The sequence below is a fragment of the Halomonas korlensis genome, assembly GCF_900116705.1.
GTDB classification, from domain to species: Bacteria; Pseudomonadota; Gammaproteobacteria; order Pseudomonadales; family Halomonadaceae; genus Halomonas; species Halomonas korlensis.
Map to the genome: position 1 here is coordinate 35,032 of NZ_FPBP01000019.1, position 12,095 is coordinate 47,126.

The 12,095-nt window shown below is 65.4% G+C and carries 9 protein-coding genes; 1 reads left to right on the forward strand and 8 read right to left on the reverse strand.

Translation table 11 applies throughout. The annotated features are described in order from the left end of the window. Window positions 1-53 precede the first annotated feature (53 nt). From BM341_RS17920 to BM341_RS17950, 7 genes are all read right to left on the reverse strand, one after another. Window positions 54-704: a sarcosine oxidase subunit gamma gene (locus tag BM341_RS17920; RefSeq protein ID WP_089797520.1), complete on the reverse strand. Its 651-nt coding sequence runs from the start codon at window positions 702-704 to the stop codon at window positions 54-56. Further along, on the reverse strand, window positions 697-3,747 hold the full coding sequence (locus tag BM341_RS17925) for a sarcosine oxidase subunit alpha (protein ID WP_089797522.1): 3,051 nt from the start codon (window positions 3,745-3,747) through the stop codon (window positions 697-699). Before BM341_RS17925 ends, BM341_RS17920 begins: the two co-directional genes overlap by 8 nt. Then, the gene (locus BM341_RS17930) at window positions 3,744-4,136 is read right to left on the reverse strand and encodes a sarcosine oxidase subunit delta (RefSeq protein WP_089797524.1); all 393 of its coding nucleotides are present in this window, start codon (window positions 4,134-4,136) and stop codon (window positions 3,744-3,746) included. Before BM341_RS17930 ends, BM341_RS17925 begins: the two co-directional genes overlap by 4 nt. A gap of 14 nt (window positions 4,137-4,150) precedes the next feature. Beyond that, window positions 4,151-5,401, reverse strand: coding sequence for a sarcosine oxidase subunit beta family protein (locus BM341_RS17935; protein WP_089797525.1), 1,251 nt, complete (start codon window positions 5,399-5,401; stop codon window positions 4,151-4,153). A gap of 24 nt (window positions 5,402-5,425) precedes the next feature. Then, the gene (glyA, locus tag BM341_RS17940; protein WP_089797527.1) at window positions 5,426-6,733 is read right to left on the reverse strand and encodes a serine hydroxymethyltransferase; all 1,308 of its coding nucleotides are present in this window, start codon (window positions 6,731-6,733) and stop codon (window positions 5,426-5,428) included. A gap of 300 nt (window positions 6,734-7,033) precedes the next feature. Then, window positions 7,034-8,071 carry a GlxA family transcriptional regulator gene (locus BM341_RS17945; protein WP_089797529.1) on the reverse strand — a complete coding sequence of 346 codons (1,038 nt, stop codon included), beginning with the start codon at window positions 8,069-8,071 and terminating at the stop codon, window positions 7,034-7,036. A gap of 154 nt (window positions 8,072-8,225) precedes the next feature. Beyond that, window positions 8,226-9,332, reverse strand: a complete 1,107-nt coding sequence (locus tag BM341_RS17950; RefSeq protein ID WP_089797531.1) for an FAD-binding oxidoreductase — start codon at window positions 9,330-9,332, stop codon at window positions 8,226-8,228. 343 nt (window positions 9,333-9,675) lie between these two features. On the opposite strand from BM341_RS17950, the gene BM341_RS17955 reads away from it, so the two are divergent. Continuing rightward, window positions 9,676-10,962: an aromatic ring-hydroxylating oxygenase subunit alpha gene (locus BM341_RS17955; RefSeq protein WP_089797533.1), complete on the forward strand. Its 1,287-nt coding sequence runs from the start codon at window positions 9,676-9,678 to the stop codon at window positions 10,960-10,962. Window positions 10,963-11,045: 83 nt separating this feature from the next. Here the strand turns inward: BM341_RS17955 and BM341_RS17960 are convergent. After that, window positions 11,046-12,095 (reverse strand): molybdopterin oxidoreductase family protein (locus tag BM341_RS17960; RefSeq protein WP_175507907.1); only part of this gene is annotated, 1,050 nt, incomplete at its 5' end.

Sequence of the window (12,095 nt, forward strand, 5' to 3'; positions counted from 1 at the left end):
TGGACGGGACCGGCGGCTGCCGGCCCCCCTCTCTCCTGTCAAGCCATCTGCTGTCAGGCCTCGACGCCGATGGCATATTCCGCGCCGGCGTCCAGGATCCAGCGATAGAGGTAGTCAGCGAAGCTGCGCCGCAGTACCAACTCCCAGCGCTGCTCGTCCGGGCGCCGCAGAATCACCGTCGCCTTGGCGAACACCGTGGTGACGCCCTTGCCCACCGGAAAGGCATCGGGGTGGACGTCGTAGGGGGTCGACTTCATCAAGAGCTCGCGGGCCATCTCGCCCTCGAGTTCGATCAGGGTCTGGCCGCCGCTGGCGTCGACGATCGCGTAGTGGGCCTCGCCCAGGGCCTTGCGCAGCTTGCCCTCCAGGGCGAACTCCTCGCCACCGGGCACGATGACCAGCCACTCGTCGGGCGAGAGCCACTGGATCGAGCGCTCGCCGCTTGCGTCCCGGGTCAGGCCGTTGGGTCGCCCTGGCAGGCCGAAGCCGAGTACCTGTCGCACCGCCTCGTCGAGCACAATGGCGCCGCCGCGCAGGATCAGATGACCCAGCATGGCGCGCTCGCGCAGCACCACGCGGCTCTTGGCGCTGGCGCTGGGGCGGCCGCTGTGATGATAGGACCAGGCCAGCGGAGACTCTGCCGGCACCGTGGCTTCGGGATGCGTCTCGAAGGTCCTGACGTTCTGGGCAACCGAATTAGACATGCTGGCGCTCCCCCTTGGGATCGTAAAAGACATTGCTGACGATCTCGGCCTCGTGCACCTGGCCATCGACCATGGGCAGGTAGACCGTCTCGCCCATCCGGTTATGCCCGCCCTTGACCACCGCCAGGGCGATACCGTGGCCGAGAATGGCGCTGTAGTAGCTGGAGGTCACATGGCCCACCATCGGCATCGGGATCGCATGGTCCGGGTCGAGAACGATCTGTGCCCCTTCCTCCAGCACCACTTTCGGATCACGAGGCTTCAAGCCCACCAGCTGCTTGCGGTCGACCCGACGCGTGTCGGGGCGTGACAGGGCGCGCTTGCCGATCCAGGCAAATGGCTTGTCGTAGCCGACGGCCCACTGCATGCCCAGATCCTCCGGCGTTACCGAGCCGTCGGTGTCCTGGCCGGCGATGATCAAGCCCTTCTCGGCCCGCAGCACGTGCATGGTCTCGGTGCCGTAAGGCGTCAGGTCATACTTCTCGCCGTGCGCGAACAGGGTCTGCCAGACGTGCATGGCGTAGTTGGCCTGGACGTTGATCTCGTAGGCGAGCTCGCCGGTGAAGGAGATACGGAACACCCGCGCCGGCACCTCGGCCACCTTGCCCTCGCGCCAGTCCATGAACGTGAACTGCTCCTTGTCGAGATCGATATCGGTGATCTCGGCGAGCAGCTTGCGCGCCTCCGGGCCGGTAACGGTGATCGTCGCCCAATGGTCGGTGACGGAGGTGAAATAGACCTGAAGCTCGGGCCACTCGGTCTGATGCCATAGCTCCAGCCACTCCATGACCCCTGCCGCTCCGCCGGTGGTGGTGGTCATCAGGAAGTGATTCTCGCCCAGACAGCTGGTGGTACCGTCGTCCATCAGCATGCCGTCGTCCTTGCACATCAGTCCGTAGCGCACGCGACCGGGTGCCAGCTTGGCCCACTTGTTGGTGTAGACCCGCCCCAGGAATTCCCGGGCGTCCGGTCCCTGGATGTCGATCTTGCCCAGGGTCGAGGCGTCCAGCACCCCCACCCCCTGGCGGACGGCCAGGCACTCTCTCGCTACCGCCTCGTCCAGCGTCTCGAGTTTGCCGTTGACGCGCTTCGGGAAGTACCAGGGGCGTTTCCACTGGCCAACGTCCTCGAACTCGGCACCGTGCTCCACGTGCCACTGGTGCAGCGCGGTGTAGCGCTCGGGATCGAACAGCTCGCGGCAATGGCGCCCGGCAATGGCGCCGAAGGTCACCGGGGTGTAGTTGGGACGGAACACCGTGGTGCCCACCTCGGGGATCGACTTGCCCAGGCAGCGGGCGGCAATGGCCATGCCGTTGATGTTGCCGAGCTTGCCCTGATCGGTGCCGAAGCCCATGGCGGTGTAGCGCTTGACGTGCTCGATGGACTCGAAGCCCTCGCGCGTCGCCACCTCGATGGCCGCCGCGGTGACATCGTTCTGCAGGTCGACGAACTGCTTGGGCCCACGCAGCGTCGGCTTCTCATGAGGCACGTGGTAGAGCGCGCAGGCGGCGCCTTCCCGGCGGGCGTCGACCTGGGGCAGTTCGATCGCCTTGGCCGAGCGGCCTAAGGAATCCAGCGCCCGAGACGCCATGGTGATGCCATCGGCCAAGCCTTCGGCCAGATCATGGAGTCCGCGGGCGCTGCCGGCGGCATGCACGCCCTTCACCAGGCCGGGCACGAAGCCGAGGATCTCGTCGTTCCAGGTCGGTCGGGCACCGGTGTGGGAGGCCAGGTGGATCACAGGGCTGTAGCCACCGGAGCTGGCGATGGTGTCGCACTCCAGCGTCTCGGCCTGGCCGGTGACCTTGAACGCTTCGGCGTCGATGGTGGCGACGCGGGCGCCGTTCACGCGGTTGCTGCCCTTGGCCTCGAGCACGGCACTGCCGGCGATCACCCGGATACCGAGGGCACGGGCCTGCTCGACCAGCTCACCGTCCGGTGACTTGCGCGCATCGACGATGGCCACCACCTCGCGACCGGCATCGTTCCAGTCCAGGGCGGCGCGGTAGGCGTGATCGTTGCTGGTGGAAAGTACCAGCTTGTTGCCCGGCACCACCCCGTAGCGGCGGATATAGGTGGAAACGGCGCCGGCCAGCAGGTTGCCCGGCACGTCGTTGTTGCCGTAGACCAGCGGCCGCTCGTGGGCGCCGGTGGCCAGCAGTACCTGGCCGGCACGCACACGATGCATGCGCGAGCGGGCGGGGCGATAGCCATCGACCAGCGGCGCGGTCTCGCCGAGATGCTCGGTGCGCCGCTCGTGCAGGGTGACGAAGTGGTGGTCGTGGTAGCCGTTGGCGGTGGTGCGCGGCAGCAGGGTGACATTGTCGAGTGCGGCCAGCTCGGCGACGACGCGCTCCGCCCACTGGGCGGCGGGCTGATGGTCGAGCAGCTCGCGGCTGTCGAGCAGCGAGCCGCCCATCTCTTCCTGCTCATCGCAGAGAATCACCCGGGCGCCGCTGCGCGCCGCCGTCAGCGCCGCCGACAGGCCGGCCGGGCCAGCGCCGACCACCAGCAGATCGCAGTGCTGGTGAAGATGGTCGTAGCTGTCGGGATCGCGCTCCATGGGGCTGCGGCCCAGGCCGGCGCCCTTGCGGATGTATTTCTCGTAGGTCATCCACATGGACGCCGGGGCCATGAAGGTCTTGTAGTAGAAGCCCGGCGGCATGAAGCGCCCGCCCAGCTTGCCGACCAGGCTCATGACATCGCGCTGTACGTTCGGCCAGCCGTTGGTGCTTTGCGCCGTGAGGCCATCGAACAGCGCCTGCTGGGTGGCCCGCACGTTGGGCACCTGAGCCGCCTCGGTGCTGCCCAACTGGACCAGCGCATTGGGCTCCTCGGCGCCGGCGGCGACGATGCCGCGGGGGCGCGAGTACTTGAAGCTGCGGTTGACGATGTCCACCCCGTTGGCCAGCAAGGCCGAGGCCAGGGTGTCGCCGGCATGGCCTGAATAACGCTTGCCGTTGAAGGTGAAGCTCAGCGTGCGGGCGCGATCGATGCGACCGCCCTGCGCCAGGCGGTTGGACTGCTGTGCATTGCGTGTCATACCTTGGCCCCCCTTGAGTCTTTCACCGCGCTGTCGCTTGCGCCCACCGTCTGCTGACCGCCACCGGCGACCTGCACGCCCGCGAGCTTCTCGGTGCTCGCCAGGCTCTCGGCAGTGATTGCCGGCTGCTCGCCCATCTTGTAGGTCTCGAGGATCTCGTAGGTCACGGTGTTGCGCGTGATGTTGAAGAACTTGCGACAGCCAATGGCGTGCACCCACAGCTCGTGATGTATGCCACGCGGGTTGTCGCGGAAGAACAGGTAGTCGCCCCACGCCTCGTCGCTGCAGGCCTCGGGGTCGGCCGGCCGGGCGATATGCGCCTGGCCCTTGGGGTGGAACTCCTCTTCCTCACGGAGCTCTTCGCAGTAGGGACAATGAATATGGAACATGGGTTTGGCTCCTCCTAGTGGGCCACGCCGGCGGCGCCGTGTTCATCCACCAGCGCCCCGGTGTGGAAGCGGTCGATGGAGAACGGCGCGGCGAGCGGATGAGCCTGGTTCTTGGCCAGGGTCCAAGCGAAGACGTGACCGGAGCCCGGGGTGGCCTTGAAGCCACCGGTGCCCCAACCGCAGTTGAAGAACAGCCCCTTCACGGGTGTCGCGGAGAGGATCGGACAGGCGTCCGGGCAGGTGTCGACGATGCCGCCCCACTGGCGGTTCATGCGCACCCGGGAAAATATCGGGAACATCTCGACGATGGCCTGCAGGGTGTGCTCCACGGTGGGGTAGCTGCCGCGCTGACCGTAGCCGTTATAGCCGTCGATGCCGGCGCCGATCACCAGGTCGCCCTTGTCGGTCTGGCTGATGTAGCCGTGCACGTGGTTGGACATCACCACGGTATCGAGAATCGGCTTGAGCGGCTCGGAGACCAGCGCCTGCAGGGGATGCGACTCCAGCGGCAGCTTGAAGCCGGCCATCTTGGCCAGTACACCGGAGTTGCCGGCCGCGACGCAGCCGACGGTCTTCGCCTCGATGTCGCCACGGTTGGTGTGCACGCCATAGACGCGACCGTCGCGGACCTTGAAGCCGGTGACCTCGGTGTTCTGCAGCAGATCGACGCCCAGCGCATCGGCCGCCCGGGCGTAGCCCCAGGCCACGGCGTCGTGGCGGGCCACGCCGGCACGGGGCTGCCAGGAGGCCCCCAGGACCGGGTAACGCGCGTTCTTCGAGCAGTCCATGATCGGCACGATCTCCTGGATCCGCTCGGGGGTGATCACCTCGCTGTCGATGCCGTTGAGACGGTTGGCGTTGACCCGGCGCTGGACGTCGCGCATGTCCTGCAGCGTGTGGGCCAGGTTCATCACGCCGCGCTGGGAGAACATCACGTTGTAGTTGATGTCCTGCGACAATCCTTCCCACAGCTTCATGGCGTGCTCGTAGAGCGCCGCCGACTCATCCCATAAATAGTTGGAGCGCACGATGGTGGTATTACGCGCCGTATTACCGCCGCCCAGCCAGCCCTTCTCGACCACGGCCACGTTGGTGATGCCGTGCTCCTTGGCCAGATAGTAGGCGGTGGCCAGGCCGTGGCCGCCGCCGCCGACGATAATTACGTCGTACTGCTTCTTGGGCGTGGGATTGCGCCATTGGCGCTCCCAGTTCTCATGATGACTCAGCGCGTGCTTGGCCAGCCCGAAGCCTGAATAGTGTTGCATGGGGAGTTCTCCTGACGGATGAATTCAGGCGAGGGATGTCTCGCTAACCGCGCCGGTGTCGGACGATGCCGTACCGTAGACCGGATGGCGCTCGCACAGCTCGGCGACCTTCTCGCGCACCTCGGCTTCGACCGCCTCGGTGTTGCCGCGCTCGGCCAGCACGTCGAGGATGTCGCAGATCCAGCCCGCCAGCTCGGCGCACTCCGTTTCATCGAAGCCACGCGTGGTGACCGCGGGAGTGCCGATGCGCAGGCCGGAAGTGACGAAGGGGCTCTCCGGGTCATTGGGCACGGCGTTCTTGTTGACGGTGATATGCGCACGCCCCAGGGCCGCATCCGCGTCCTTGCCGGTGACGCCCTGCTTGATCAGCGACACCAGGAAAAGATGATCGTCGGTGCCGTTGGAGACCACGTCATAGCCGCGCGCCATGAATACCTTGGCCATGGCGCGGGCGTTGTCGATCACGCACTGCTGGTAGCGCACGAATTCCTGGCTCATCGCCTCCTTGAAGGCCACCGCCTTGGCGGCAATCACATGCATCAGCGGCCCGCCCTGCTGGCCGGGGAAGACCGCTCCATTGAGCTTCTTGTACAGCGCCGGGTCGCCATGGGCGGAAAGGATCAGGCCACCGCGCGGGCCGCGCAGGGTCTTGTGGGTGGTGGTGGTCACCACATGGGCGTGGGGAATCGGGCTCGGGTAGTGGCCGGCCGCGATCAGGCCCGCGACGTGCGCCATATCGACCATCAGCCAGGCGCCGATCTCGTCGGCGATGGCGCGGAAACGCCGCCAATCGACCACCCGCGCGTAGGCCGAGAAGCCGGCGATGATCATCTTCGGCTTGTGGCTGCGCGCCAGGCGCTCGACTTCCTCGTAATCGATCTCACCGGTTTCCGGGTTCAGGCCGTACTGCACGGCGTGGTAGTGCTTGCCGGAAAAGTTGGGCGCCGCGCCGTGGGTCAGGTGGCCGCCGTGGGCCAGGCTCATGCCGAGCACGGTATCGCCCGGCTTGATCAGCGCCATGAAGGCCGCGGCATTGGCCTGGGCGCCGGAGTGCGGCTGCACGTTGGCATAATCGGCGCCGAACAGATCGCAGGCGCGATCGATCGCCAGCTGCTCGACCACGTCGACGTGCTCGCAGCCGCCGTAGTAGCGCTTGCCCGGGTAGCCCTCGGCGTACTTGTTGGTCAGTTGGGTGCCTTGGGCCTCCATCACGGCCCGGCTGGCGTAATTCTCGGAGGCGATCAGCTCGACATGCGCCTCCTGGCGAGACACCTCGTCGGCGATGGCGGCAGCGATCTGGGAATCGAAGTCGGTAAGGGAAGAATGGTTCATGAAAGACTCCTGTTGTTCTTGAAGATGGGCAGGGTTTTTCCTCGAATCTATCGATAACCTGCCAGGGTGAAAAATTTGAAATCCTTATGCGCAGATAATCGCTGCACAGCTCATCGGGCTCACGTTTCGATTAAAGGCGATAGGGAGGGGTAAAGATTGAACAGATGCGACAGGTTTCCTGAACGTCCGGCACGCCAAGCCATTAGCGCCTCTCTTCGCAGCGAGCTTCTCGCAGCGAGCTTCCGGTGGAGCAGCGCCGCCACGTGGGGGAGCTCGAGATGACACGAAGCGAGCCAACGCTCAGAGCGTAGGGCGGCCGTCGATATGCAGGAAGAAGGGATCGACCCGCTCGCTTCCAGGCTCGCCGGCGAGCTTGCGCATCGCCGACGGCGTCGCGCCGAAGGCATTACGGAAGTGACGCGAGAAGTGAGCCGTATCGGCGAAGCCGCAGCGCTCGCCGATCTCGGTGATGTTCTTGCCGGTGTAGTGCAATAGCCATAGGCCATAGCGCAGGCGAAGGTCACGGGCGAATTTCTGCGGCCCTACGCCGAGCACCTCGCGAAAACGGCGCTCTAGGTTGCGACGTGACGTCCCCACGCGCTCGGCGAGCATTTCCATGGTGATCGACTCGCCCAGATGCTGCTCAAGCACGGCGATGGTACGACGCACCAGGCGGTCCTCGATCTTGCCGAACACCACCGGCTGCGGCTGCGGGTGTGTACCGATGCGAGCTTCGTCGAGCAACATGATATGCAGGCTCTTCATGGCCCACGCCTTGCCCAGGTGCCTCTCGACCAGGTAGGCGGCCAGGTCCGCGGAGGCCGCCCCGCCCGCGCAGCTGAGTCGGTCGCCATCGTCGATGAACAGGCGGTCGGCTACCGGCTCGATAGCGGGAAAGCGCTGGATCATGTCGCGATGGTGGTACCAGCTGACGCAGCAGCGCCGCCCCGCCATCACCCCTGCCTGGATCAGGGCGAATACGCCGGTGCAAAGCCCCACCAGCGGAACCTGGGCGGCCGCCGCCTGACGTAGATAGGCCAGGGCCGTGGTATCGACCTGGTCGCGCTCGTCCTGGACGCCGCCGATCACCACGATGTAGTCAAACTCGGCCGGACTCCGGAACGACAGGCAGGGTGTAATCGCGGCACCGCAGCTGGAGAGGGCCTCCTGACCGGAACTGGTCATCAGCGTCCAGTGGCAACGTAGCTGGCGGCTACGGTCCCCCTCGTCGGCAGCGAGACGCAGGCAGTCAACGAAGGCCGCAAAAGGCAACAGGGTGAAGCGGTGCAAAAGGACGAAGCCGACCGAGAGCGACGCATCTGCGGCGACAGGGGGCATGACAGAGCGCTTGCTGGCTCTCTCTGAAGAGCGGATAGGACTTTTGATGTCGTTCATTGCACGACTCTAGCGCATTCGCCACGGCAGGTAACACCTATACGCTGCTTGCCTGCCCCCTTCCTATAAGTGCAGATAAACGCAGGGAGCCGTCGCGTCAGTACTCCACCACCACGTCGCCCAGCGGCTTGCTGCAGCAGGAGAGGATATAGCCCTCGGCGAGATCCTCGTCGGTGATGCCACCGTTGTGATCCATGTCCACCTGCCCGGAACTCAGGGGGACCCGGCAGGTCCCGCAGATGCCCATCCCGCAGGCCTTGGGAATGTGCAGGCCGAGCTTGGCCGCTGCGGAGTGCACCGTTTCACCGGGCTGGATGCGCACGCTCTTGCCCGAAGATGAGAATTCCACGCTGATCAAGTCGGCGGCGTCGAACTCCTCGGCCAGCGCCTCGGCCTGTTCGACGTTTTCCAGCACATCCTCCTGGACCTCAATTGGCGTGGCAGCGAAGGACTCCTCATGGTAGTGGCTCATGTCGAAACCGTTATCGCGCAGGAGCTTCTTCACGGCATTCATGTAGGGCGTGGGGCCGCAGCAGAAGATTTCACGCTCGAGGAAGTCCGGCGCCATGAGCTCCAGCATCGGCTGGGTCAGATACCCGCGGTAGCCGGCCCAGGCCTCGCCGATGTCGTCCTTTTTCTCGCAGACGATATGTAACTTAAACTCGGGAATTCGCGAGAACATGTGCACCAGCTCGCGATGGTAGATGACGTCGCGCGGTGCACGGGCGCTGTGGATGAATTCGACGTCGACGTTGGCGTTGGTGTCGAAGAGCCAGCGGGTCATCGACATCAGTGGCGTGATACCGACGCCGCCGGAGAGGAACAGCACCTTGTCGGCGGGGAAGTCGATCGAGTTGAAGTTGCCCACCGGGCCGTGTACCGCCAGCTCGTCGCCAACCTTCACGTTGTCATGCAGCCAGTTGGACACCCGGCCGCCTGGCACCCGCTTGACGGTGATCGAGAAGCTGTAGGGAACCGACGGCGAGCTGGAAATGGTGTAGGAGCGCATGGTCGGCTCGCCATCGACCTCCAGCTCCAGGGTCACGAACTGTCCCGGCTTGAAGAAGAACAGTACCGGCTGCTCGGCCATGAAGCAGAAAGTACGGACGTCCCAGGTCTCCTGGATCACCTTGACGCAGCGCACCGCATGGCGACCATTGGTCCAGGTCTGGGTCGTGACGGGGTTGAGGAAGTTCATAGTCATTGTCATGTCGCCTGGGCTGCACCATGGGAGGCTCCGACCGCGGTGCCACCGCCTTGTCGTTGAGCGAAATTCTGCGCCAATCGATGGCGTCCCCACTTGCCTGTCAGCGACACGGACATGCCCATGATCTCCACCCGGCGTCTCTTGTCATGAGCCGGCGTCGCTCCTGCATCGTCGCCTGTCGCCGGCAAGCAATTCTGCCCTCGCCGGCTGATTCACACTTGGCCTGTTTTCATCCAACACCGCGACTGGCGTATGCGGCCCATCACACGACGCCATGTCTCTCACAACATCAATAATCCGCCCGATGCCGCACAAGCGGCCTGCACGAGGACGTGTTTCCATGGATATCAATGCCCATCTCGCTCTGGATGATGATCTGGCCCCGGCACGCGAGGCCACCAGTGCCATGCTTGCCAGTCGCGCGCGAAACCTCTCGCTGCCTCAGCCCTTCTACAACGATGCCCGGCTGTTCGCCCTGGACATGCAGGAGATCTTCGGCAAGGAATGGTTGTTTGCCGGCATTACCTGCGAGATTCCCGCCAAGGGCAACTACATGACCCTGGAGGTGGGCGACAACCCGGTGATCATCGTGCGGGGCGACAAGGGCGTGATCCATGCGTTCCATAACGTCTGCCGGCATCGCGGCTCCCGGCTGTGCGTCAGCGAGAAGGGCAAGGTCGCCAAGCTGGTCTGCCCCTACCATCAATGGACCTACGAGCTCGACGGCCGGCTGCTGTTCGCCGGCTCTGACATGGGCACGGACTTCGACCTCGGCCAGTACGGCCTCAAGCCGGTGCAGGTGAAGACCGCCGGCGGCTTCATCTTCGTCAGCCTGGCCGAGCAGCCGCCGGCCATCGACGACTTCCTGGTGACGCTGGAGCACTATCTCGAGCCCTACGACATGGCCAACGTCAAGGTGGCGGTGGAGTCGCACATCGTCGAACAGGCCAACTGGAAGCTGGTGCTCGAGAACAATCGCGAGTGCTACCACTGCAACGGCGCTCATCCCGAGCTGCTCAACTCGCTGCAGGAGTTCGACGATACCGACGACCCGCGCGCCACACCGGCCTACAAGAGCCTGGTCGCGCGCAAGCAGGCCGACTGGGATGGCGACAAGGTGCCCTGGCAGCTCAGGCGTTTCGGCAAACGCAACCGCCTGACCCGCACCCCGCTGCTCGAAGGCACCGTGTCGATGACCCCGAATGGTCAGCCGGGCTGCAAGAAGCTGATGGGGCGCCTACAGAGCCCCGACATGGGTTCGCTGCGCATCCTGCATCTGCCCAACTCCTGGAACCACTTCATGGGCGATCATGCCGTGGTATTCCGGGTGCTGCCGCTGGGCCCGCAGCAGACGGTGGTTACCACCAAGTGGCTAGTCCACAAGGATGCCGTGGAGGGCGTCGACTACGACCCCGAGCAACTGCGCCGGGTATGGGACGCCACCAACGCCCAGGACAAGCGGCTGGCCGAGGAGAACCAGCGCGGCATTAACTCGAAGGCCTACGAGCCGGGCCCCTACTCCGAGACCTACGAGTTCGGGGTGATCGACTTCATCGACTGGTACAGCGAGCGGATGCAGGAGAACCTGGAGCATAGCGCCCCGAGCCTGCGAGTGGTTCGCGGCTGATCCTTTGCCAATAACGCGACAGGGCCCGCTATCATGCGGGCCCTGTCGTTTTGGCCCCCTCGAGAATAGGGGCCGCGGCCTTTTTATTCGCTCTCTATCAATGCCTCTTCCGCGCGACTCAGCCGACAGGCGGCGTACTTGAACTCGGGGATCTTGCCGTCGGGGTCGAGCGCCGGGTTGGTCAGCAGGTTGGCCGCCGCCTCGACGTAGCAGAAGGGCACGAACACCATGCCTTCCCTCATCTGCGGGTCGACCCGCGTCCTCAGGGTGATCGCGCCGCGCCGGGTGGCGATGGTCAGCGGCTCCCCCGGTGAGAGGCGCAGCCGCACCAGCTCGGCGGGCGCGAGGCTCGCCACCGCCTCGGGCTCCAGATCGTCGAGCACCCGGCTGCGGCGGGTCATGGCGCCGGTGTGCCAGTGCTCGAGCTGGCGCCCGGTGATCAGCACCGTGGGGTAGTCGGCGTCGATGGGTTCGTCCGGCGGCAGCGGCCGGGTCGGCGTGAAGCTCGCCCGCCCGCTGGCGGTGGGGAAGGCATCAGAGAACACCACGTCGGCGCCGGGCGCGTCGTCGGCCGGACACGGATAGGTCACCGAGCTCTCGCGCTCGAGACGCGCCCACGAGATATGGTCGAGCGAGGCCATGCCGCGCTTCATCTCGGCGAACACCTCGCGGGGATGGGTATAATCCCAGTCCAGGCCCAGGCGGTTGGCGAGTTGCTGGATGATCCACCAGTCGGGCTTGGCCTCCCCGGGCAGCGGCACCGCGGCGCGCCCCAGCTGCACCTGGCGGTTGGTGTTGGTGACGCTGCCGTCCTTCTCCGGCCAGCTCGAGGCCGGCAGGATCACGTCGGCGAACTGGGCGGTCTCGGTGATGAACAGGTCCTGCACCACCAAATGCGTGAGCTTGCCCAGCGCCGCCCGCGCGTGGTCGAGGTCGGGGTCGGACATCGCCGGGTTCTCGCCGAGGATATACATCCCCTGGATGGTCCCGGCGGCGATGGCGTCCATGATCTCGACCACGGTGAGCCCCGGCTCGGGGTCGAGTTCGGTGTTCCACAGCTCCTCGAAGGCGCTGCGCACCTGGGCATCAGTCACCGGCTGGTAGTCGGGCAGCACCATGGGGATCATGCCGGC

Excerpts from the sequence above, each read along its gene's own strand:
- BM341_RS17920 (WP_089797520.1), bottom strand. The coding sequence starts at position 704 with ATGTCTAATTCGGTTGCCCAGAACGTCAGGACCTTCGAGACGCATCCC.
- BM341_RS17925 (WP_089797522.1), bottom strand. The coding sequence starts at position 3,747 with ATGACACGCAATGCACAGCAGTCCAACCGCCTGGCGCAGGGCGGTCGC.
- BM341_RS17930 (WP_089797524.1), bottom strand. The coding sequence starts at position 4,136 with ATGTTCCATATTCATTGTCCCTACTGCGAAGAGCTCCGTGAGGAAGAG.
- BM341_RS17935 (WP_089797525.1), bottom strand. The coding sequence starts at position 5,401 with ATGCAACACTATTCAGGCTTCGGGCTGGCCAAGCACGCGCTGAGTCAT.
- glyA (WP_089797527.1), bottom strand. The coding sequence starts at position 6,733 with ATGAACCATTCTTCCCTTACCGACTTCGATTCCCAGATCGCTGCCGCC.
- BM341_RS17945 (WP_089797529.1), bottom strand. The coding sequence starts at position 8,071 with ATGCCCCCTGTCGCCGCAGATGCGTCGCTCTCGGTCGGCTTCGTCCTT.
- BM341_RS17950 (WP_089797531.1), bottom strand. The coding sequence starts at position 9,332 with ATGACTATGAACTTCCTCAACCCCGTCACGACCCAGACCTGGACCAAT.
- BM341_RS17955 (WP_089797533.1), top strand. The coding sequence starts at position 9,676 with ATGGATATCAATGCCCATCTCGCTCTGGATGATGATCTGGCCCCGGCA.